Here is a 21,059-nt window from a genome sequence, read left to right as displayed (position 1 = left end):
CCGCCTCTTCGGCTTGTCGACTGCCCGCGCGCTGCTAGGTCTGCTGGAAGGTCCGGGTCGGACCGAACCATCCTGCCTGGTGAGCCTAACGCCGCCAAGGCATGGTCAACACCTTCGTGGACAGTCGCCTCAGGGACCTGTGGGAGAGACGGCCGGCCGCCGCTGCGCGAGGAGACCGCGGTACAGCTCGGCATGGGCGGCCGCGGCCGCGTCCCAGCTGTGCCGGGCGGCGAGCGAGTCGCCGGCCGCGCGACGCCCCGGGTCCGGGGCCGTGAGGGACGCGGCGAGCGCCGCGGCGAGCTCCGCCGGCCCGTCGGCGAAGCTGACGGCACCGGCGAAGACCTCCCGCAGCACTGGCAGGTCGCTGGCCACCACCGGCACGCCGGCCGCCAGCGCCTCCAGCGCGGCCAGGCCGAAGCCCTCCTTGACGGACGGGAACGCGAACACGGCGGCCGCCGCGACCAGCGACGGGAGTTCCGCGTGGTCCACCGGGCCGAGCAGCACGGGTTCGACGCCCAGCTCGGCGGCCCGGGCCAGCACCCGGGCGCGGTAGTCCCGGTAGTCGAACAGCGTCTCGCCGCCCGCGACGACCAGCGCTGGCGCCGGCTCACCGGCCGGGAGGCGGTCACGCAGCAGGGACATCGCCTCGACGAGGTCCACGGTGCCCTTGCGCGGCTCGATTCCACCGACCGCCAGCACGTACCGGCCGAGCCGCCCGCGCCACCTGGCCCGGGCCCCGGCCGCCGCCGGGCCGGCCGCGGCGGCGAACCGGGCCGACTCGACTCCGTTGGGGATCACGTGTGCCTCGATGCCCCAGCCGGCCGCGAGTTCCACCGCGACCGCCGCCGACACGCAGACATGCGCGAACGGCCGGCGCAGCGCCCGTTCGTGGCAGGTGACCAGCTCCGGCGTGGTGAACGCGTCGAGGTGGTGGACGGTCCGTACGCAGTCCGGCACCGCGTTCGCGCTGATGCAGTCCTGCGCGTGGATGACGTCATACCCGCCGGTCGCGTCGTCACCGCCGGCCGCCGAGTGATGATCTCCGAAAGCGGCGCCGAGGACCTCGATCGAGCGCAGCACCCGGTCTCCGACGGACTCGCCCGCCCGGTCAGGGAACGGCACCGCGCGGACCGTCACCCCGGCGTCGACCGGCCGGAAGAAGGCGCCATCACCGCCGCGGGCGAGGGTCCACACGTCGACACGGTGGCCGGCGCGGGCCAGTGCCTCGGCCAGGCAGAGAGTGGCGACGACCCCGCCGCGCGCCTTCGTCGAGTAGGTCAGCAACGCGATCCGCAGCGGGCCGTCGCCGGGGGTCCAGCTCACGGTGACCCGTCCGGGGCCTGGCTGCCGCCCGCGCGGGCGAGCGCGGCCCCCGCCGTCGCGACGAGGTCGGCATGGCTGGGCCCGGGTGCCGGCACGGGGCGCCAGCCGGACGCCTGGACCGCGCGGACCCTGGCGACGATCCCCGGGTCGGCGAGCACGTCCGAGGGCAGGGCCAGCAGGTTCTGCAGCCGGGTGAACGCGTGCCAGACGACCGGGTCGCGGGCGGAGGCGAGGAAGGCCTCCCCGTTCGTCACCGCCTGCGGGCCCGCGCCGGCCTCGTAGGTACCGGCCTCGTCCGGGCTGCGGGGAGCAGGGGCGACGGCGGTCGACGGGCGCCAGCGGGAGAGGCGCGCGGCGTCCTGGGCGAGGGAGTCGTGGTACCAGGGCAGTGCCTCGGCCCGCATGGTGGCGTCGAGGCGAAGCGCGCGCTCGGCCGGGTCGGGCGTGCCGGTGACGACGTCCGTCAGCCACGCGGCGGTGAGCGCGGCGAGCGTGGTGCCCCGGGTGTGGGCCGGATTGGTGATCATCGCGGCGTCGCCGATGGGCAGCAGGCCCAGCACCGCCGGCTGGCCGTCGGCGACCCAGGGGTGGAACCGGTTGTGCAGCCCGGCCATCGCGGCGACCGGGCCCAGCGGTTCGGCGGCCGGTTCCGCGGGGTCGAGTTCCGTGGGGTCGAGTTCCCTGGGAGCGAGGGCCGGCTTCACGTCCAGCCAGGGCGCGACCGGGCCGATCGCCCGGACCGCCGCGTCGAACGCGGCGCCGTGGCGCAGCACCCGCAGCTCCGCGTCCTCTGGCAGCACGCCGAAGGTCACCGAGAAGACGTCGTTGTCGGCCGGAAAGACCAGGCAGGAGTAGCGGTCGAAGGACGCGCCCGCGGTGTGGCCGCGGTTGAGCTCGGTGGCGAGCGAGCGGTCGCCACCCCGGGCGTAGAACCGCGAGTAGTAGGTGATGCCGCACGGCGCCTCCAGCCCGGCCGGCAGCGGCGCGCCGGTCGCCGCGAGCAGGTCCCGCAGTGGCGAGCGCCGCCCGCCCGCGTCGACGACCAGGTCGGCCGCGATGCTGGTCCCGTCGGCGAGGCGCACGCCGCGTACCCAGGGCACCCCGCCAGCGGAGGCCGGGGCGGTCACCAGGCCGGTGACCCGGCAGCCGTCCCGGATCGTGACCCCAGGCTCGGCCAGCGCCGCGGTGCGCAGCACGTCGTCGAGCAGGGAGCGCCGGGCGCCGAGCACCACCAGCTCGCCCGCATCGGCGGGCAGCCCCGGGACGCCGGCACCCGGCCCGGCCGGGGCGGCCGCCAGGGACCGGCGGATCTCGGCGGGAGCGGTCCGCGCGAGCGAGATCTCGCGCGCCCCCGCGGCCAGCAGCCGGGCCAGCAGGTCCGGCGCCCGCTGCGTGAGCAGCGCCCGGAACCGGGCCAGGTAGGCGTGCGAATGGCGCGCCTGTGGCACCCCCGGCCGGGGCTCGCCCGCCCCGGGCGGCGTGGCGGCGTCCCGGTCGACGACCAGCACCTGGCGGCCGGCACGGGCGAGGAACACCGCGGCCAGCAGACCAGCGGCGCCGGCGCCGACGATCACGACACGTTCGGTGGCCGCGAGGGTCATGGCGGGCATCGTCTCCCTGCAGACAGTGGGTCAGCCGGCACGTGGGTCAGCCGGCGAACGGGTCAGCCGGTGCGTGCCGGCGGGATGAGCCGGGGTGGCTGGCGCAGCAGCGGCTCGCCGGCCAGCAGGCACTGGGTGTCGTAGGCGTCCGGGCGCCGGGCGCGCAGGTGGTTCAGGCCGCGCCGGGCGACGAACAGCGCCTCGTCGACGTCCAGGCGGGCGACGGCCATCCCTGGCTCCTCGCCGGTCGCGGCGAGCTCCGTGCCGTCCGCGTGCAGGATCTTCGAGTTGCCGACGAACGTCAGCGTCCCGAACCGGCCGACCTGGTTCGCCGACACGAAGACCACCTGGTTCTCCAACGCGCGGGCCACATCGAAGGTGTCGAATCGGAAGCGCCAGCGATCGCCGGCCGGCGTGTCGGCCGGCTTGGTGCGCGCCATCGGCCAGGCTGACAGGCAGACGATGATCTCCGCCCCGTCGAGCGCCAGGCCACGGGCCGCCTCGGGGAAGACCTTGTCGTAGCAGATCATCATGCCGATCCGCCCGAGCGGCGTGTCGAACGCGTGGAATCCGGTGCCCGCGTCGTACGAAGCACCCTCGGACAGGGGCAGGTGCACCTTGCGGTAACGCCCGAGCACTTCGCCGCCGCCGACGCAGACGGCGCTGTTGTAGCGGCGCGCTCCGGCCCGTTCCGAGTAGCCGATGCAGACGATCATGTCGCCGGCCAGCTCGACCAGGCGGGCGATCTGCGGCCCGTCGGCCGCGAGCAACGGTGCGGGCTCGCCGACCCCTGGGTCGTCGGTCGAGCCGAGCTCCGGCAGGTAGCCGCCGAGCGCCGCCTCCGGCAGGGCGAGCAGCTGGACGCCCTGCGCCCTCGCCTTCTCGATGTAACGGGCCACCTGTTCGAAGCACGTGGCCAGGTCCCGCCCGAACGAATCGGACACCACCCCGATGGTCATGACGCTCATCCGCAGGTCCCCTGCCCCCCACCGCTGTCCTCAGCCGACCACAAGCCGTCGAAGGTCGGCCGTCTCGTTCCCGAACCCGGGTACCGTCCGGGCTCTGGCTTTGGATCATGCGGGCCCCATCCCGGTGACGTGGCCGCCGAGAACGGGGGTCCGCAGGCCGTCCGGCCACAGCAGCGAGACGCCGGAGCCGGGCACCAGCCGCCCGCAGCAGGCCGAGACGGCCTGCGACATCGCGGGCATCGGCCGCTCCGGGACGTCCGCCGTGACCATGGCGAAGCCGGGAAAGCAGGTCAGCCAGTCGCCGGCCGGTACTCCGGCCGGCCGTGGCACCCGCGCCACGTCGATCTCGGCCGAGCAGCCACTGGACTCGGCGAGCATGCCGAGGGTGCCGACGATCCCGGCCATGCTGACGTCCTTGGCCGCGACCGGCCGGTGGCGGACGGTGAGCGAGAGCATGCCGCGCAGCTCCGCGGTCCGCCGGGTCGAGGTCGAGTCCCACTGTCGGCCGGTGTAGCCGGGGCGCCAGCCGCCGGCCAGGTCGGCGGTGACGGTGATGACGTGCCCCGGCAGGCCGGCACCGGCCCGGATCGGTTCCTCGGCCCGTCCCACGGCGGTGACGGCGAGTGACGACGCCACGCCGAGCTGGCTGTGCCCGCCGAGGATCGGCACCGCGAACGCGTCGGAAGCCGCCCGCAGCCCGGCCAGCACCCGGCTGACCCGGGACTCCGTCGGCCCCGCGACCGCGTCGAGCAGCCCGAGCGGCTGGGCGCCCATCGCGGCCAGGTCGTTCAGGTTGACCAGCACCCCGCACCAGCCGGCCCAGAACGGGTCCCGGTCGACCATCGCCGGCAGGATGGCGTCGCAGGCGGCCACCATGTCGGTTCCCGGCACCGGGGCGCCGTCGTCGCCGACGAAGCCGGTGCCGCCCGGGCGCAGCCCGCCGAGCAGCGCCCCCAGCGGCGCCTTGGTGATCGCGGCGAGCATGGCGACCCGGTGGATCGGCCAGCGCATCAGCGCGTGCGGGGCGCCGTTGACCGTCGTCGGCCCGACCGTCATCCAGCCGAGCCGGCCGAAGAACCGTTCCCGGCTCTGCTGGACGGTCGCGTCGAACCGCAGTGCGCCGGCCGCCTCCGCGTGCGCGCACGCGGCCCTGACCAGCGCGCCGCCGACGCCGGCGTAGCGCTGGCGGGCGGCTGCCCGGACGGCGAGCCGGCCGCCCTGCCACCAGCCGATGTCCGGTCCCGGCCAGGCCGCCGTCGGGCCGAGCCGGACGCCGCCGATCACCTGGCCCTCCTGGGGCCCGCCGACTGCCCGGGCGACCAGCACGGTCGTGCGCGGATCCTCGTCGGTCTCGTCCAGGTCACCGGCCGGCCCGTCGGCGAACAGGCCCTGCTCGTCAACGAACACCGCCCGGCGCAGGCGGTGGTAGGCGGCGATGGTGGCGGCGTCGTGCGCCCGCTCGATCCGGTAGGGCGGGCGGCGGCGCAGCGTCCCGGGATCACCCCAGACGGCGAGCGTGTCCACCGGTCCCGGTCGCCCGGACAGGCCGGCCGGGGCGACCGGGCCGGCCGCGACCGGGTCACCGGCGAGCAGTGCGCCCACCATCGGTCCTCAGCCCCCCGCCTCGGGCAGCGCCGAGCACGCACCGCAGGCGGCGCAGCCCGCGGTCTGGTCGGCCCCGCGCATCCCGGCGGCCCGCAGGGCGGCCGCGACCCGGCGGGTCACGTCCGCCACGACCGCCTGGTCCGGCGCTCTGGCGCCGTCGCGGGCGGCGAGGGTGCCGGCGATCGGCCGGAACGGGACGACGAACGGGTAGACGCCCAGGCCGATGAGCCGCTCGGCGCCGGCGACGAGCTCATCCGGGTCCTCACCGAGGCCGATGAGCAGGTAGGTGGAGACCCGGTTGCGGCCGAAGACGCGGACCGCCTCCGTCCACGCGGCCTCGTAGGCGGCCAACGGGACGGTCGCCTTTCCTGGCATCCAGCGGGCGCGGACGGCGTCGTCCAGGGACTCGACGTGGATCCCGATCGCGCTCGCGCCTGCCTCGCGCAGCTCCCGGATCGCCCCGAGATCCGCCGGGGGCTCGCACTGGACCTGGATCGGCAGGCCCGGAACCGCCGCGAGCACGGCTCGGACCGCCTCGGCCAGCAGCCGGGCGCCGCGGTCGGGCGCGGCGGTGCTGCCGGTCGTCATCACCAGCTGCCGCACGCCGTCGAGGCGTACCGCGGCCTCGGCGACCTCGGCCAGCTGGGCCGGGGTCTTGCGCGCGGTGGTGGCCCCGGCGCGCAGCGACTCCTCGATCGCGCAGAAGCGGCAGCGGTCCGCCTCCTGGTAGCGGACGCAGGTCTGCAGCACGGTGGTCGCCAGCACGTCGGCGCCGTGCAGCCGGGCCAGCTGTTCGTAGCGGATGCCGTCGGCCGTCGTGAGGTCGTAGAACCGGGGCCGGCGGACCGGCTCGACGGGGATGCCGAGGTCGGTGCCCTCGAACAGCAGCCGGTCGCCGCTGACCTCGTACCGGCTCGTCGCCACGATCGGCAGCGCGACGCCGCGGCCGCCGAGCACGACGTGCCCGTCGTCGCTCGGGCCGGCTCCGGCCCGCCGGCTCACCGGGGCGGTGAGCCGCACGCCGTGGACCGCGAGGCCGACCCGGGTCTCCAGGCTCGCCGGTCGGGCAGCCGCGAGCCGCGAGCCGGTGTCGAGGTCGGCCGACGCGGTGAGGGCCGCGCTGGCCTTGTCCGTCATGAGGTGGTCGGTCGTGAGGTGGTCGGTCGTGAGGTCGGGGGGACGGGCCTGGCCGGCCGTCGCGGGGCGGGTGGTCGCGGCCGCGGGGCCGCCGTCTGCGTTGACGCTCGCCGCGGAGGGGGTGGGCGGCAGCGTCATCAGAACATGTAGGTCGAGTTGATGACGGCGCCCTTGCGGGCGTAATGGATCACGCAGTCCTGGATGTCCAGCGGATGCGCCGGGATGACGCCCTCGATCAGGTCTTCCTCGCGCAGCCCGTGCAGGGACAGGCCGAACCGGCAGACGTAGACCTTCCCGCCCTCCTTGATGAAGGTCTCCAGCTGATTGTTGATGTTGTGCTCGCCGGCGAACGCGGAGTCGCCGGTGTGTGGGAAGCCCCGGGTCGCCATCGCGTTCATCGCGCCCGGCCCGTAGAAGTAGATGACCGACTCGAAGCCCTTCCGCAGGGCCCGGGTCGCCTGCAGGATCGCCACGAAGCTCACGGACGACTCGTGCGCGATGCCGTGGATGAGGGTCAGGTAGCTCTCGCCGTTCTCGGCCTGGTAGTCAGGAAAGATCTTGGTTGAGCCGTAAAGGTTGCTGCCGGGCGGCAGTGACGGGTGCGGGACCTCGGCGATGCTCTGCTGCTCCAGCTCGGTCAGCTCCATCGGGGGCGACTTCCCTTCTACTCAGCGGCCTGGGTAGTTCTGATCCTTCTGGCACGGTTCAACTGTGAAGTGGAGATCGCCCACCGGTCTGTGATCCCGCTGTGGGCCTGAGGGCGGGCCGGCCGGCCCTCGGTCGGCGATCGCCGGTGGCGAGCCTCGGTGACGGGCCGGTCAGGGCGAGTGGCAGCCGTAGAGGGTGTCGAAGTTGTCGGTGAAGACGTGCCGGGCCAGCTCCCCGTCGCCGACGGCCGCCGCCAGCCGGGCGAGTTCGCCCGGGTGGTCGCCCCAGGGCTCGTCGCTGGCGAACAGCAGCCGGTCGTGGCCGAGGCCGCGCCGTTCGATCTCGGTGGCCAGCCAGCGGGGCGCGAAGCCGACCGCCCAGCTGGTATCGGTGTAGACCCGCTTGCCGGCGGCGACCCAGTCGAAGAACCGGCCGCCGATCAGCTTGATGTGCCCGCTCACGCCGCCACCGAGGTGCACGAGGTGAATGCGCACGTCGTCGGCGTACCGGTCGACGAGATGCCCGACGACGTCGATGTCGGAGGCGGCTCCTGGTGAGGTGTGGACGTGCACCACCAGGTCGCGCGCCGCCGCCGTGGCGAAGATCGCGTCCAGCTGGGGTGCGCAGTCCGGGGCGTCGGCGCGGCCGCCGAGCAGGAAGCTCAGTTTCAGCGCCGCGACGCCCCGTTCACCGGCGAGCTGGAGCGCCTGCTCGGTCAGCGCCGCGTCCGCCGGTCGCGGCGACACCCACAGGCCGGCCCGGATCCGGTCGTCGGCCTGCGCGGCCTCGACGCACAGCTCGTTGAAGCCGAAGGTGACCGCCACGTCCGGGACCCCGTAGTTCGGGATGACCAGTGCCCTGGCGGTGCCTTCGCGGTCCAGGTCGGCGCGCAGCTCGGCGAGGGTGCCACGCGCCGAGACATCCGGCGTCACCGGCGGCCCGCCGTAGAAGCCGAAGGCGGGGAGTACTCCGAGATGTCGGTGCGCGTCGCGCACCTCTCGCAGCGGCACACCTGACAGTGAAGCAGACAATCGTTTCCGTGAGGCAGCTGAGCGAACACAGTTACCAGATGGTGACCCAAAGGTGCCATCGCCGATCTGATCGGGCGCGTCTACCTGCTGGAATTCCAGATGCGGTTGGTGAGGATGGAACTTGCGTTGCGGAAAGTTGTCAAACCAATTCGGAGCGTAGAAGTGGTCTGTCCGCCTAGAGGTAAAAGTAGAGACTTTGGTCCCATCCACCTGGACGTTCGGGGGACGTAGTGTGAACCCACGCCCCGATGGACCGGATCTCCTGCGTTCCCCCCGTACGTCAGGAGTCAATGGACTGTCGGGGCGTCCATATGTTTGCGGACCTTTTGTTCGCTTCCGCGTGTTCTCGAACTTCTGCGCGCTATTGCCGCCGGGCTAAGTTGGACCGGCCGGGCCGCGTCTCGCTCTCGTCTTTCCTGACGGCGGTTCTTTTTGTTCTCGTCAGCCCTTTTTCGGCCGAGGTGCCGGGAAAGGGCCGGAGCAAGCCAAACGGTCCGGCAAAGTCGGGGCTTCCGGATCTCGCGCGACGGATACGACGGGCCGCAGTGGCCGAGAGCGGTTAACGTCTGCTGACGGCGCCGGTGTCGAACGGGGGCGGATCGAGGATCCTCCGAGCGGTGCCGCGCCGTCGGCGATCCGGGCGGTCGGCGGTCCGGGAGCTTAGGAACCTGGCCGGCCGCGAGCACCCGAAATCGGTGCGAGGCGCGATCGGGGAGACAGCGATCGGGAAGACTGGGGGAACCGGTGCAGGTGCCAGCGGCGAGAATCGTCTTCTCCGAGGCGGACCGTGCCGAGATCGCGGCGGCGACGGCCGAAATCCTGGCCACCGGTCAGCTCACCCTCGGCCCGTACACCCGTGAGTTCGAGAACGCCTTCGCGCGGGCGCACGCCGCTCCGTTCGCGATCGCGGTGAACAGCGGGACGGCCGCGTTGGAGATCATCCTGCGGGCCGTGGACGTGGCGGGGGCCGACGTCGTGCTGCCGACGAACACCTTCGCGGCGACCGCCTTCGCCGTGCAGCGGGCCGGTGGGCGACCGGTGTTCGCGGACGTAGACCCGAACACCTTCGCGCTGTCGGCCGAGACGGTGGCCGAGGTGCTGACCGAGCGGACGAAGGCCGTCGTCGTCGTCCATGTCGGCGGGCTCATCCCGGCCGGCGTCAGCGCGCTGCGGGCGCTGTGTGACAAGCGTGGACTGGCCCTCGTCGAGGACGCAGCGCACGCGCACGGCTCCCAGCGCGCCGGCCGGTACGCCGGCCAGTTCGGCGTCGCCGCGGCCTTCTCCTTCTACCCGACGAAGGTCATCACCAGCGGCGAGGGCGGCATGATCGTCACCTCCGACGACCGGATCCGGGATGAGGCGCTTCTTTACCGGGACCAGGGGAAAGCAGGTTTCCTGGGCAACGTCCACATTCGGCAGGGTTACGCGTGGCGGATGAGTGAGATCCATGCCGTCACCGGGCTCGTACATCTGCGCCGATTGCCGGAGTTTCTCGCGGTCCGGGCTCGGATCGCCGCGCGCTACGACGCGGCGATCGACGCCAACCCCGGTCTGGAACGGCCGCGGACGCCGCCCGCCGACGTGAACAACTACTACAAGTACATAGTGCTGCCGAGTTCCGGTGTCGACCGGACATCTCTGCGCAAGGAGCTCAAGGAAAAGCATGGGGTGGGTCTTGCCGGCGAGGTCTACGAGGCCCCGCTGCACCAGCAGCCGGTCTTCGAGAGCCTCGCCGCGGGGACGCTTCCCGTCGCCGAGGACGTCTGCGCCCGGCATATCTGCCTGCCCATCCATTCGGATATGACGGACGCCGAGGCCGACCACGTTCTGACCGGCCTCTCCGGGGCGCTGAGAGCGCAGTTGCTGACCGGCTGAGGAAAGTCCGGGCAGACTGCCGACCGGCGGCTCGACGCGTGACGCACGTCCTCGGCCGTCGCGAGCCGGACTTCTCCCGTCTCCCGCGCAGATCCGCGAGCCGTCGCCGTCGCGGTCGTTCTCGTCCGGCCGTCCCGGCGGAGGTTCCCCCGTTTGGAGCACTGACATGCGAGTTGCTGTTACTGGCGGTTCCGGCTTCATCGGCGCGCACGTGGTCGACCGGCTGCTCGACGCGGGCCACGAGGTCCGCGCGCTGGACCTGGCCGTGAACGGCGCCGACACGCGGGCCGATCACCGGGTGGTCGACGTCCTCGACCTCGAGGCCGTGGCCGGCGCGTTCGACGGCTGCGACGCGGTCTTCCACATCGCCGGCATGTCGAACGTCGACCTGGCCTTCGCCGACCCGGTCGGCACCGTGCGGCTCAACGTCGAGGGCACCGGCAACGTCTGCGAGGCCGCCCGCCGGACCGGCGTGCGCCGGGTGCTGTTCGCCAGCACCGTCTGGGTCTATGGCGCCGTGCCCGACGCCGACGGGAGGCCCGAGGTCGGGGCGGCGGGCGGCGAGAGCCTGACGGAGGACTCCGTCATCGAGCTCGGCCGGGCCGGTCATATCTACACGTCCACCAAGCTGGCGGCCGAGCTGCTGCTGCACAGCTACCGGGAGACCTACGGCCTGCCGTTCACGATCCTGCGCTACGGGATCCCGTACGGTCCCGGGATGCGCGACGAGCTGGTGCTGGCCCGCTTCGTCGCCCGCGCGGTCGCCGGCGAGCCGCTCACGGTCGCCGGTGACGGTCGCCAGTTCCGCCGGTACGTGTACGTCCGTGACCTGGCCGACGCGCATGTCCGCGCGTTGACCGCGCCCGCCGCCGAGAACGAGACGATCGCGCTGGAGGGCGCCGAGCGCATCAGCGTCCTCGACATGGCCGAGGCCGTGCGGGCCCACTTCCCTGGCGTGGAGATCGAGCACGTGCCGGCCCGGCCCGGCGACTACCGCGGCCGTGAGGTGTCCGCCGAGCGGGCCGCCCGGCTGCTCGACTGGCGGCCGACGACGACGTTCCACGACGGGGTGCGCCAGTACGTCGAGTGGTACCGCGCCAACAGGGCCGACGGGAAGAGTGGCAAGCGGGCGGATCAGGCGGGCGTCGACGGGTCGCCGGCCGGGCGGCCGCGCAGGCCGGCTGTCCCGGCAGCGCCGGCCGACGACGCGACCGCCCGCGAGCCCAGCCGGCAGGACGGCGCGCCGGCCACGCCGTCGGCGCGCCGCGCCGGCCTGGCGGCGAGCCCGGTGGAGCGGTGATGGCGGCCGAGTCCGCCTGGCCCGCCCGTGGCGCCCGGATCGGGGATCCGGCTCAGGTCCCGACGGTCCCGTTCCGGCCCGAGGACGTGCCGACCCTGCCCGACTCGGGAACCTCACCCGGGCAGGCGAGACAGGCCCGGTCGGCCGGCGGCCCGTACCCAGGGATGCGCGGGTTCGACGTCCCGTTCGCGCGCCCGCGCCCGAGCGGGGGTGCCCTGCTGCTGACCGGCTCGCTCGGCATGGGGCACCACGTGATGGCCCAGGCCTGTGCCTCCTCGCTGGAGGCCCGGCAGATGCGGGTCCGCACGCTGGACAGCCTGCGGATGCTCGGCGGGCCCGGTGGGCGCCTCGGCGAGGCGGTGTTCCGCGGGATGCTGGAGGTCCCCGGCCTCTACGACGCGTTCCACTTCAACCAGCTGCGGACCGGCGGCCGGATCGCGACCGCGATCGACGCCCTGTCCAGCCGCTTCCTGGTGCCGCGGATGCGCGACGAGCTGACCCGGGAACCGGTGAGCGTGGTCATCTCCGTCTTCGCCACCGGCGCGGCCGCCGCCAGCCGGGTCAAGGCCGACTTCCCCGGCCTGGTCACGGTGGTGTTCTGCACGGACGTCTGCCCGCACCGGCTGTGGGTGCATCAGAACACCGACCTCTACCTGGTCACCTCGCCGACCGCGATGCGCTACGTCCGCCGGTTCCACCCGCGTGCCGAGATCGCTGTCGTCCCGACGCCGGTGCGGGCCCCGTTCTACGAGGCGCCGACGCAGCGGGACGCCCGGCTCGCCTTCGGCATCCCGCTGGAGGCGCGCTGCGTGCTGTTGATGTCCGGTGCCTGGGGCCTCGGCCCGCTGGTCGCGGCGGCCGAGGCGATGGCGGCGGCAGGCGTGTGGGTCTTCGCCGTCGCCGGGCACAACGCCAAGCTGGCCCGCCGGCTCGCGGCGCTGGCCGAGCGCGAGCACCGGGTGATCCCGTTTGGCTTCACCGACCGGATTCCCCAGCTCATGGCCGCCGCCGACCTGGTCGTGACCTCGTCCGGCGACACGTGCAGCGAGGCGCGGGTCGTCGGTCGCGACCTGCTGCTGCTGGACGTCGTGCCGGGCCACGGCCGGGACAACCTGCAGGGGGAGCTGGAGAAGGGCGGTGCCGAGATCGCCGGCCGCGACCCGCGCGCGCTCACCCGCTCGGTGCTGGCCGCGCTCGACGGGGTGCGGCCGCCGACCACTCGGGTCACCCGCGGTCCCCGGGAGTGGGAAGACGCCTTTGGCAAGGCGTTGGCCCTCGTCGGCCTGACCCCTGGTCGGTGACCGACGCTTCTCGAAGGCTCGGCGGGGGAGGTCGGTGAGCGCGGCAATCGGGTACGGGCTGCCGGCGACGATCGGTTCGGCGGCGTTGTACGGGGTCGCGCCGTTGGTGCAGGCGAAGGCGGCTCGCCGCGAGGACGCCGGCCGCGGCCTCGGGCTCGGCCTGCTGGCCCGGCTCGTCCGTCGGCCGCTGTGGCTGGCCGGCCTCGCGGTGGAGACGGCGGCCTTCCTGCTGGAGGTGTACGCACTGTCGGTCGCGCCGGTGGCGCTCGTCGGCCCGGTGATGGCGCTCGACATGATCGTCTTCACCCTGCTGGCCGGTCACGCGCTGCGCGAGCACCTCAGCCACGCAGGGGCGGCGGCGATCTGCCTGATGGTCGCGGGGGTCGCGCTCCTCGCCTACGCGTTCGCGCGCCACGGCGGGGTCGGGTCGATGGCCAGCACGAAGGTCCTGTTGCTGTTCCTGTCCACCGGGCTGGTCTTCGCGCTGCTGGCCGCGCTCGGCGCGAACCGCGCCGCCCTCGGGGGACGGGTGGCGACCGCCGCGTTCCTGTTCGGCGTCGCGGCCGGGGTCGCCTACGCGATCGCGACGCTCGCGACCCGCCAGTTCGGACTGGCCCTCGACGAGCGTCGTTCCAGCGGGGATCCCATCGCCTCCTACGTGTTCGATCTGCTGAGCGGGCCGGCCTTCTACCTGCTGATCGTGTTCTCCGTGCTGGCGATCGGCCTGGAGCAGCGCGGCCTGCAGGGGCAGGCCGCGGTGATCGCCTTCCCGGTGACCAGCGGCATCTCCGCCTTCCTGCCGGTGGTGCTGGGCCTGACGCTGTTCGACGAGCCGGTCCCGACCGGCCCGCACCTCGTCGCCTTCGTCGCCGCGCTGGTGCTCATCGCCGCCGGGATCGCGGGCCTCGCGCGGGACAGGGTGGCCGCCGTGGCCGAGGGTGACGGACAATCGGCCGGTATGCCGCGCCCTGGGGGCACCCGTCGCGCAGATGGCACGCCGGCCACCAAAGCGTGACCGCCCGTGTGCTTACTGTTATCAATGGTTCAGGCCGGCCGCCCGGGTTCACCCCCCGATCGCCCGGGCGCCCGGCCGTCCAGCTGCTGCCCCGCCGTCTGTTACCCCACCGTCTCTTACCCCCGCTGCCGGTGCGGTGCCGGGCGCAGCATCGCCGGATGTAGCAGCGGCGCGGCGCCGGGGCGGAACAGCTCGGCTGGCCGGCCGCCGTCCACCCGGCTGGTCTGGCCGGTGGGGACGAGAAACCCGGCCGACGACGTCACCTTGCGGTGGAAGTTGCGTGGGTCCAGGCGGGTGTCCCAGACCAGCTCGTAGACCCGGCGCAGCTGGGCGACGGTGAACTCCGGCGGGCAGAACGCGGTGGCCACCGGGCTGTACTCGATCTTGGCGCGGGCTCGCTCCACCCCGTCCCGCAGGATCTCCAGATGGTCGAACGCCAGCGCGTCGGGCTGGTCGCCGGCGAGCGGGCCGCCCGCGAGCAGCGGGCGGACCGGGGCCCAGTGGCTCGCGGCCGCGTCCGTGCCGGCCACCGGGTCGGGCAGGTCGGGCGCGAGCGCCAGGAACGCCACCGACACCACCCGGCCGCGCGGGTCGCGGCCCGGGTCGGCGTAGGTCGCGAGCTGCTCCAGATGGCCGGGCTGCTGACGGACCCCGGTCTCCTCGGCGAGCTCCCGGGTCGCGGCCTCGCGCAGCTGCTCGTCCGGGCCGACGAACCCGCCGGGCAGGGCCAGCCGACCCGCGAAGGGCGGGTACGCGCGCCGGACGAGCAGGGTGCACAGCTCGTCGTCCCGCAGGGTCAGCACGACGAGGTCGACCGCCAACACCACCGGTGCCGGAGGCTGCACTGTCATGGAACCGACCCTACCGCCTCATCTCGTCACCTTGACGATAACGGACAAACCTGGTTATCGTCGTCATGACGAAAAGGGGTGACCAGATGGCCGACATCAGCCGGCGACCGTTTCTGAACCACCTGCGGGGCACGCCGACCACCTATGTGCGCTTCGTGCGCGGCGGCTCCGTGCGTCGGGAGGGCGTCGGGCAGTCGTTCTGGTACCGGCCGCGCACCGCTGTCCTGTCGGAGGTGCCGGTCGACGACCGGGAGCTGCCGCTGCTGTTCCACGCCCGCACCGCCGACTTCCAGGACGTCGCCGTCCAGGCGACGATCACCTACCGGGTCGCCGACCCAGGCCTGGCCGCCACCCGGCTGCCGTTCGACATCGACCCCGACCGCGGCGGCTGGCGTACCGGTGTGCTGGAGCAGGTAGCCGGCATGATCACCGAGACCGCCCAGCAGTATGCCGCCGAGCTGCTCGCCCGCGAGCCGCTGACCTGGGCGCTGGTCGACGGTGTCGGCGCGGTCCGCGAGCGGGTCGGCGCCGGGCTCGTCGGGGACCCGCGGCTGGCCCAGACCGGGCTCGCCGTCGTCGGCGTGCGGGTGGTCGCGATCCGGCCCGAGCCGGAGCTGGAGAAGGCGCTGCGCACCCCGACCCGGGAGCAGGTCCAGACCGACGCCGACCGCGCGACCTACAGCCGCCGCGCCCTGGCCGTCGAACAGGAACGCCGGATCGCCGAGAACGAGCTGCAGAACCAGATCGAGCTGGCCAAGCGCGAGGAGCAGCTCGTCATCCAGCGCGGCGCGAACGACCAGCGGCGGATGACCGAGGAGGCCGCCGTCGCGCGGATCAGCGCCGACGCGGAGGGTGAGCGCAAGCGGCTCACGGCGACCCTCGACGCGGAACGGGTGCGCACCGATGCCGCAGCGCGCGCGGACGCTCTGCGCGTCGTCGGTGCCGCCGAGGGCGCGGCCGAGGCCGCCCGGGTCGAGGCGCTGCGTGGCCTGGACCAGGCGACGCTGGTCGTGCTGGCGGTCCGGGAGCTCGCCGCGAACCTTCCCGAGATCGGCGCGCTGACCATCACCCCGGACCTGCTGACCCAGGCGATCGGCAAGCTCGCCGGCGCCGCCGGGCCGGGCGGCGGCGCCGCGTGAGCACGCTGCCGCCGCGGGTGGTGGTCGTCCACCGCCGGTCCGAGTACGACGAGCTGCTCGACCGGCACGGCACCGCGGGCCAGGCAGCGTTCTTCCTCGCCGGCCGCGGCCGGGACCTCGCCGACGTCGTGAGCAGGCACGAGGCGCAGCTCGCCGCCCGGCGGGCCGTCGCGGCGGCGGTCCCGCCGGCCTGGCGGCGCGGCGAGGTCGAACGGGTCGACCTGGACCGTTTCCTGTTCGGCCCGGAGGACATCGTCGTCTGCGTCGGCCAGGACGGCCTGGTCGCCAACGTCGCGAAGTACGTCGAGCATCAGCCGGTCGTCGGGATCAACCCGGAGCCGGGCCGCAACCCGGGGGTGCTGGTCCGCCACGAACCGGGGCAGGCAGCGGGTCTGCTCGCGGACGCGGCCCGGCTGCTCCCGCCCGGCGCCGGGCGGGCCGGGCCGGCGCCGTTGACCATGGTCGAGGCCGTGGCGGACGACGGGCAGCGGCTCGTCGCGCTCAACGAGGTCTTCGTCGGCGACGTCAGCCACCAGACGGCCCGGTATGTGCTGACGGTTCCGGCCGAGAGCCAGACCGTCCCGCCGGATCGCGGCCGGGCGCCGACGGCCGAGCGGCAGGCGTCGTCCGGGGTGCTGGTCGGCACCGGGACCGGCGCCACCGGCTGGTGCGGATCCCTTCGACGGGAGCGGCGTGACCCGCCTCCGCCTCCGGGACCCGCGTCCGGGCAGCTGCTCTGGTTCGTCCGCGAGGCGTGGCCGTCACCGATGACGGGCACCGCCTATACGGACGGCTTCCTGGCCGGCGCGGCCCGGCTGGAGCTCACCGTCGAGTCCGAGCGCATGGTCGTGTTCGGCGACGGGATCGAAAGTGACGCGATCCGGCTGTCCTGGGGTCAGCGTCTGTCGGTCGGCGTCGCCGGCCGCGGCCTGCTGCTGCTCTAGCGCCGGGCCGGCGCCGCCCGATCAGGCGTGGAACCGCTCGATGGCCTTGCGGACGCGGGAGTTCGCCTGGGCGTAGGTGATCTTTCCATCCACGTACGCGGACAGCGCGGCCCGTCGGACGCGCTCGGCGCGCGGGTCCTCGAGCGGGGTGTTGAGCAGGTTTGTCGTGGCAGTGGCCACGGCGATCACCTCCCGGTACCGGGGACAAGTGGGGAACTTCAGGAGAGCTGACAGGTCGCGGAGCTGGCAAAGGTGGACGGGGGCCGTCGCGACGCTGCGAGCGGGGTGGCGGCACCGGGGCCGCCGCGGGGGTGCGGGTGCGAGGAGGTCCGGGGCGCCGCTATGAGGGGGGCGCGGCCTGCGGACCGATGATCGGTGCGGCGGACCGAGCCTGGCCCAACGCCGCGGCTACCCGACCGCGCGCCGGAGCCAGCCGCGGCCCCGCGGCCGGGTGGGTCCGGATGGCGATCACGGCTGCCTGCTCCTGTCATCTGCCGGCGGGGGTCCCGCCTTCTCACGCCCGTGCCGGTCCGGTGGGCCGCCAGGGCGGTGTGCCGCCGCCGACGGGGGCGGCTGACCGCTCCGTGACACGCCGACTGACACAGACACACCGACTGGCGCAACCGGGTGAACGTCAGATCAACGCAGCCCGACCGAACCTCTACAAGAGTGCGTGACGTTTGCCGGTCATGCAAGAGCCAAAACGGCCGTGTTGGGACGTTCGACACGGCGGCTTCGTTCCCCGCCCTACCACGCCGTTCCGACAACACCCCGTCACGCAGGGACATCGGGGCCGACGGGATCGGGACCAGTCGGTCGAGGAAGGACGGATGCGGCGAACGCTGGCGGCCGGCCGTCAGGCGCTTTGCGCCTTCTCGACGCCCTGCTGCTCCGCTGCGTGGAATTGCGCGGCGCGGGCGGGTTGACCGGCTTCTGGGTGGGGCCGCGGGCGTACGTTCAGGCGTCTCACGGCCAACTCGTCCGGGGCCGGACCGCGCGTTCGGTGCCGCGGCGGGTCGCGGTGGTCGGCGGCCGTGCCCTGGCCGGCAGCCGGGAACGGCTGGCCGGCCAGGCCGGGCGCCTCTTCAGCCGGCCGCGCTGGCGGGTCCATGCCGGCTGGATCACTCGTGCGGGCGGGAAGGAGACGGCGGCCACGGCGGTGTTCTCACCGGGAGCGTCGTCGGCCTTCCTGGTACGGGGCTTCCTCTGCGCGGGCCACACCCGCGTGCGGGGAGGCGTCGCGTCAGGCGGTCACCGAACGCAGGTCGAACTCGCCGTCGCGAGCGCCGGCGAGGAACGCGTCCCACTCGGCGGCCGAGAACGCCAGGACCGCGCCCGCTGGGTTCTTCGAGTCCCGCACCACCATGCCGTGGCCGAGCGGTGCCACCTCGACGCACATGCCGCCGGCACCATTGCTGTAGCTGCTGGTCCGCCAGCCCAGCCGGGCGGTCTCCACACCGGCGAGAGACGGCTTCTCGTATTTGTTCACTTCATTTCCTCCGCTATGGATGAAATCATCTGAATCGACTCCTCCGGACTCAGCGCAGAGGCCATCAGGTAGTCGAGCTTCACTCTATAGCGTCGGATTTCCGAAGCGCGTTCCAGGTAGAGGCTTCCGGCCGCCTCTTCGATATAGACCACGTCGTGGTCGCCGGAGTCCGGAAAGCCCAAAATGGAGAATGTGCTACCTAGTCCGGCGTGTGCGCCGACCGCGAACGGGAGGGCCTGGATCGTCACGTTGGGGAGCTCCGCCTGTTTGCGTAGCCATTCCAGTTGACCACGCATGACGACGGGGCCGCCGACCGGGCGGCGCAGCACCGCCTCGTCGAGGATCACCCACAGCCGCGGGGGGTTCTCCCCGGTCAGCCGGCCCTGGCGGTCCAGCCGCAGCGCGACCTTTCGCTCCACCTCGTCGTCCGGGCTCTCCGGCGCCTCGGCGCGGATCACGTGCCGGGCGTAGTCGGCCGTCTGCAGCAGTCCGTGCACCAGCTGGGACTCGTAGACGCTGATCGAGGCGGCGTCCTCCTCCAGCCCGATGTAGATCTCGAACCAGGCCGGGACGACGTCGTGGTAGTCGTGCCACCACCCGTGCCGGCGGGACTCGCGGGCCAGCGCCAGCAGGGCCTCCCGGCGTTCGTCGTCGTGCACGCCGTACAGGCTCAGCAGGTCCTGCACGTCCCGGGTCCGCACCGGGACCCGGCCGTTCTCCAGCCGGCTCACCTTCGAGACCGAGCAGCGCAGCAGGTCACACACCTGGTCGACGGAGACGCCCGCGGCCTCCCGCAGCCGGCGCAGCTCGGAGCCGAGGCGGCGCCTGCGCACCGTCGGACCGCCGCTGGTCGCCATGATCGTCTCCCCTCCGTCGGGCGCGCCGGGCTGGCGCTCGGGCCCACCGCCCGGCGCGGTCGCGGACCCACCTTCGGGCCGGCCCGGTTCCGCCCGGCGGCCGGCCGCCGACGGGCGAGCCTTCGGTGCCGTCACGGCCGCCACCCCCGTCGGCTCGCCACCCGCTTTGGCGCGTTAGCCGCCGTTGTCGATGTTTTCGCGGTCAATGGTGCCGCTGATCGTGCCATCGACGTAAGGGGCCAAGAGTGGTTGGTCTCGGCCGGCCAGCCCGATTCCGGTGGCGCAAATGTCACGCGACCTCCGGCCTTGGGTGGCATCGTGACCGCGGCTACGCAGAGACACCGTGCTGGCTCGCCGGTGGTGGTGGGTCCATGGGTGGTCTCCGAAATACGGGCGGCGGGGCCGGCCGAGCCGTCGCCCAAGTCCCGCTGACTCGGGTCCGGACGCGCCGGAACGCGTCGCCGCGCAGGTCGCGGGTTCGTCCGTACTGAGTCGGTCGAGTCCGACTCGTAGTTCCATCTCGCCACCGGTCCGCCACCGTCCTCGCATGCGTCGAAGCATCCCGTAGCAAAACCCTTACAGAAGCTCTTGCATATGCGTCCGGCGGGCGCCATGCTTCCGGTCTGTCCTCACCTTGAGTGGCAGGTCCGCATCTCAGCGTGAGAGGTTGGCCGCAGCGATGCAGGGGGGAGTGCGGGCGATGAGCGCGAGCTGCGACATCCCAGCAGGCCTCGCTGCCGGCTTCCCAGGCCGCTGGTCTCCCGGAACGCCGGCCTCCCCGCTCGCCGATCCGGCCCGGCCCCGCTCGTCGACGCGGCCGCGGCCCGCGTGCCGAGCCGGCCGGTGCATTGGGCTGACGGAAACGCGGACACCCGCGGTGGCCGCCGTTCCGGCGCACGACGTCTCCTGGAGTACCCATGGCTTCCCAGCTACGTACGCGCACCTGCGGTGGTTTCGCCCCGCGGGCGCGCATCCGGCCGGCCGATCGCCCGGCCGCCGTCGCGCCCGCCGATCCTGCGCCGCCCCGGCGCCCGATGCCGGACGACGCGACCGAGAAGTTCGGCGTGATCGTCTTCGAGGGCGGCCCGTGGCGGGCCCGCCGCGTCGTGCTGGCGTTCGACACCCCGCTGGAGGCCGCGGCCTACGCGGCCGACAACGCGTTCGTGGACTACCTGATCGCGCCACTGTCATTCCTGGCGCCCACCGGGTTGCCGCGGGCCTGACGGCCACCTTCGACGCGCGACCGGTCAGTGCCGCCGGCCGCGTCCGTTTCGGCGCCGCTTTCGTCGTCCGGGTGCCGACCGCAGCGTGGCGGTCGGCGGGACGTCCGTGGCCGGAAAGCCCCGACCGCCTCGTGCGACCGGGATCCGAACACGGCGCCAGCGCCAGGACGATCGGGAAACCCGCGCCGCCTCCTGGAAAGGCGTGACGACGATGACCCGCCCCTACCTCGTGTTCGACGGCGACGGCGAACTGGTTGGCAGCTTCCCGGAATGGGAGGCCGCGCACACCTGGGCGCACCGGCGCTCCGCCGAGCCGCTCACTCCGCAGCCGGTGCAGATCGAGGACCGCGTCGGCCGGCGCACCTGGACGGTCGAGGGCGGCTCCTGCCGGCTCACGGTCTGGCGCCGCCGCGTCGAGTACGGCTACTGCGTCGAGGAACGCCACCCCCGCATCGTGGCGCTGCGCACCCACGCCTGGGCCTCCTGACCGCGGCGGGGCCCAGGCCGCTTGACGGCCACTCGCGGGCCTGGGGAAAATAGGTCTCGGCGTTGATCTACCGCCCAACCTCCCTTGGCTCGCCCCAGCAGCGCCACTCGGCGGAGGCAAAGGGGACTCTGTCCTCGGATCGCTGTCCATCCGCCCGCCGTGGGCGGTGTCGCTGGGGGGCGGTGCCCGCGGTGGCAGAGGTCGGATGACGGCGAACAAGAATCTCAAGCGACTCGTTCGAGCACGGATGTCGCGTACCGGCGAG

19 protein-coding genes are annotated in these 21,059 nt (G+C 73.5%); 8 read left to right on the top strand and 11 right to left on the bottom strand.

Annotated elements, in window-relative coordinates; all coding sequences use genetic code 11:
• Window positions 1-129 precede the first annotated feature (129 nt).
• The 7 genes from FRAEUI1C_RS34300 to FRAEUI1C_RS34270 form a co-directional block, all read right to left on the bottom strand.
• Window positions 130-1,323: an MSMEG_0565 family glycosyltransferase gene (locus FRAEUI1C_RS34300; RefSeq protein ID WP_013427992.1), complete on the bottom strand. Its 1,194-nt coding sequence runs from the start codon at window positions 1,321-1,323 to the stop codon at window positions 130-132.
• Window positions 1,320-2,924, bottom strand: a complete 1,605-nt coding sequence (locus FRAEUI1C_RS34295; protein WP_041259825.1) for an FAD-dependent oxidoreductase — start codon at window positions 2,922-2,924, stop codon at window positions 1,320-1,322. The genes FRAEUI1C_RS34300 and FRAEUI1C_RS34295 overlap by 4 nt, the downstream gene beginning before the upstream one ends.
• A 62-nt stretch (window positions 2,925-2,986) precedes the next feature.
• Window positions 2,987-3,892: a carbon-nitrogen hydrolase family protein gene (locus FRAEUI1C_RS34290; RefSeq protein ID WP_013427990.1), complete on the bottom strand. Its 906-nt coding sequence runs from the start codon at window positions 3,890-3,892 to the stop codon at window positions 2,987-2,989.
• A 105-nt stretch (window positions 3,893-3,997) separates the two neighbouring features.
• Window positions 3,998-5,497 (bottom strand): MSMEG_0567/sll0787 family protein, encoded by a 1,500-nt coding sequence (locus FRAEUI1C_RS34285; RefSeq protein ID WP_013427989.1) that lies wholly within the window; start codon window positions 5,495-5,497, stop codon window positions 3,998-4,000.
• A 6-nt stretch (window positions 5,498-5,503) separates the two neighbouring features.
• Window positions 5,504-6,772 carry an MSMEG_0568 family radical SAM protein gene (locus FRAEUI1C_RS34280; RefSeq protein WP_013427988.1) on the bottom strand — a complete coding sequence of 423 codons (1,269 nt, stop codon included), beginning with the start codon at window positions 6,770-6,772 and terminating at the stop codon, window positions 5,504-5,506.
• Window positions 6,772-7,281, bottom strand: a complete 510-nt coding sequence (locus FRAEUI1C_RS34275; RefSeq protein WP_013427987.1) for an MSMEG_0572/Sll0783 family nitrogen starvation response protein — start codon at window positions 7,279-7,281, stop codon at window positions 6,772-6,774. The genes FRAEUI1C_RS34280 and FRAEUI1C_RS34275 overlap by 1 nt, the downstream gene beginning before the upstream one ends.
• A gap of 171 nt (window positions 7,282-7,452) precedes the next feature.
• Window positions 7,453-8,292: an amidohydrolase family protein gene (locus FRAEUI1C_RS34270; protein ID WP_013427986.1), complete on the bottom strand. Its 840-nt coding sequence runs from the start codon at window positions 8,290-8,292 to the stop codon at window positions 7,453-7,455.
• 765 nt (window positions 8,293-9,057) lie between these two features.
• On the opposite strand from FRAEUI1C_RS34270, the gene FRAEUI1C_RS34265 reads away from it, so the two are divergent.
• From FRAEUI1C_RS34265 to FRAEUI1C_RS34250, 4 genes are all read left to right on the top strand, one after another.
• Window positions 9,058-10,188 (top strand): DegT/DnrJ/EryC1/StrS family aminotransferase, encoded by a 1,131-nt coding sequence (locus tag FRAEUI1C_RS34265; RefSeq protein ID WP_013427985.1) that lies wholly within the window; start codon window positions 9,058-9,060, stop codon window positions 10,186-10,188.
• 166 nt (window positions 10,189-10,354) lie between these two features.
• Window positions 10,355-11,488, top strand: coding sequence for an NAD-dependent epimerase/dehydratase family protein (locus FRAEUI1C_RS34260; RefSeq protein WP_013427984.1), 1,134 nt, complete (start codon window positions 10,355-10,357; stop codon window positions 11,486-11,488).
• Window positions 11,488-12,789, top strand: a complete 1,302-nt coding sequence (locus FRAEUI1C_RS34255) for an MGDG synthase family glycosyltransferase (protein WP_013427983.1) — start codon at window positions 11,488-11,490, stop codon at window positions 12,787-12,789. The genes FRAEUI1C_RS34260 and FRAEUI1C_RS34255 overlap by 1 nt, the downstream gene beginning before the upstream one ends.
• 34 nt (window positions 12,790-12,823) lie before the next feature.
• Window positions 12,824-13,804, top strand: a complete 981-nt coding sequence (locus FRAEUI1C_RS34250; protein WP_013427982.1) for a DMT family transporter — start codon at window positions 12,824-12,826, stop codon at window positions 13,802-13,804.
• 116 nt (window positions 13,805-13,920) lie between these two features.
• Here FRAEUI1C_RS34250 and FRAEUI1C_RS34245 read toward each other — a convergent pair whose 3' ends face one another.
• Complete coding sequence (locus tag FRAEUI1C_RS34245) at window positions 13,921-14,655, bottom strand: NUDIX hydrolase (protein WP_013427981.1); 735 nt, start codon at window positions 14,653-14,655, stop codon at window positions 13,921-13,923.
• An 86-nt stretch (window positions 14,656-14,741) separates the two neighbouring features.
• Between FRAEUI1C_RS34245 and FRAEUI1C_RS34240 the strand changes: the two genes are divergently transcribed.
• Window positions 14,742-15,794, top strand: a complete 1,053-nt coding sequence (locus FRAEUI1C_RS34240) for an SPFH domain-containing protein (protein WP_013427980.1) — start codon at window positions 14,742-14,744, stop codon at window positions 15,792-15,794.
• Window positions 15,791-16,738, top strand: a complete 948-nt coding sequence (locus FRAEUI1C_RS34235; RefSeq protein ID WP_013427979.1) for a hypothetical protein — start codon at window positions 15,791-15,793, stop codon at window positions 16,736-16,738. The genes FRAEUI1C_RS34240 and FRAEUI1C_RS34235 overlap by 4 nt, the downstream gene beginning before the upstream one ends.
• A 21-nt stretch (window positions 16,739-16,759) precedes the next feature.
• Here FRAEUI1C_RS34235 and FRAEUI1C_RS40605 read toward each other — a convergent pair whose 3' ends face one another.
• The 3 genes from FRAEUI1C_RS40605 to FRAEUI1C_RS34225 form a co-directional block, all read right to left on the bottom strand.
• Complete coding sequence (locus FRAEUI1C_RS40605) at window positions 16,760-16,918, bottom strand: hypothetical protein (RefSeq protein ID WP_013427978.1); 159 nt, start codon at window positions 16,916-16,918, stop codon at window positions 16,760-16,762.
• Between the two features lie 1,063 nt (window positions 16,919-17,981).
• Complete coding sequence (locus FRAEUI1C_RS34230; RefSeq protein ID WP_013427977.1) at window positions 17,982-18,227, bottom strand: DUF397 domain-containing protein; 246 nt, start codon at window positions 18,225-18,227, stop codon at window positions 17,982-17,984.
• Entirely contained in the window at window positions 18,224-19,084 is an 861-nt protein-coding gene (locus FRAEUI1C_RS34225) for a helix-turn-helix domain-containing protein (protein WP_013427976.1), read from the bottom strand. Before FRAEUI1C_RS34225 ends, FRAEUI1C_RS34230 begins: the two co-directional genes overlap by 4 nt.
• Before the next feature lie 917 nt (window positions 19,085-20,001).
• On the opposite strand from FRAEUI1C_RS34225, the gene FRAEUI1C_RS41485 reads away from it, so the two are divergent.
• Window positions 20,002-20,307, top strand: a complete 306-nt coding sequence (locus tag FRAEUI1C_RS41485; protein WP_013427975.1) for a hypothetical protein — start codon at window positions 20,002-20,004, stop codon at window positions 20,305-20,307.
• A 211-nt stretch (window positions 20,308-20,518) separates the two neighbouring features.
• Window positions 20,519-20,794: a hypothetical protein gene (locus FRAEUI1C_RS34215; protein ID WP_013427974.1), complete on the top strand. Its 276-nt coding sequence runs from the start codon at window positions 20,519-20,521 to the stop codon at window positions 20,792-20,794.
• Window positions 20,795-21,059 lie beyond the last annotated feature (265 nt).

This window comes from Pseudofrankia inefficax (genome assembly GCF_000166135.1).
In the GTDB taxonomy this organism is placed as follows: Bacteria; Actinomycetota; Actinomycetes; order Frankiales; family Frankiaceae; genus Pseudofrankia; species Pseudofrankia inefficax.
This window is presented reverse-complemented; position numbering and strand designations above follow the sequence as displayed.

Excerpts from the sequence above, each read along its gene's own strand:
- FRAEUI1C_RS41485 (WP_013427975.1), top strand. The coding sequence starts at position 20,002 with ATGGCTTCCCAGCTACGTACGCGCACCTGCGGTGGTTTCGCCCCGCGG.
- FRAEUI1C_RS34225 (WP_013427976.1), bottom strand. The coding sequence starts at position 19,084 with ATGGCGACCAGCGGCGGTCCGACGGTGCGCAGGCGCCGCCTCGGCTCC.
- FRAEUI1C_RS34285 (WP_013427989.1), bottom strand. The coding sequence starts at position 5,497 with ATGGTGGGCGCACTGCTCGCCGGTGACCCGGTCGCGGCCGGCCCGGTC.
- FRAEUI1C_RS34245 (WP_013427981.1), bottom strand. The coding sequence starts at position 14,655 with ATGACAGTGCAGCCTCCGGCACCGGTGGTGTTGGCGGTCGACCTCGTC.
- FRAEUI1C_RS34240 (WP_013427980.1), top strand. The coding sequence starts at position 14,742 with ATGGCCGACATCAGCCGGCGACCGTTTCTGAACCACCTGCGGGGCACG.
- FRAEUI1C_RS34290 (WP_013427990.1), bottom strand. The coding sequence starts at position 3,892 with ATGAGCGTCATGACCATCGGGGTGGTGTCCGATTCGTTCGGGCGGGAC.
- FRAEUI1C_RS34275 (WP_013427987.1), bottom strand. The coding sequence starts at position 7,281 with ATGGAGCTGACCGAGCTGGAGCAGCAGAGCATCGCCGAGGTCCCGCAC.
- FRAEUI1C_RS34280 (WP_013427988.1), bottom strand. The coding sequence starts at position 6,772 with ATGACGCTGCCGCCCACCCCCTCCGCGGCGAGCGTCAACGCAGACGGC.
- FRAEUI1C_RS34260 (WP_013427984.1), top strand. The coding sequence starts at position 10,355 with ATGCGAGTTGCTGTTACTGGCGGTTCCGGCTTCATCGGCGCGCACGTG.
- FRAEUI1C_RS34215 (WP_013427974.1), top strand. The coding sequence starts at position 20,519 with ATGACCCGCCCCTACCTCGTGTTCGACGGCGACGGCGAACTGGTTGGC.
- FRAEUI1C_RS34255 (WP_013427983.1), top strand. The coding sequence starts at position 11,488 with ATGGCGGCCGAGTCCGCCTGGCCCGCCCGTGGCGCCCGGATCGGGGAT.
- FRAEUI1C_RS34295 (WP_041259825.1), bottom strand. The coding sequence starts at position 2,924 with ATGACCCTCGCGGCCACCGAACGTGTCGTGATCGTCGGCGCCGGCGCC.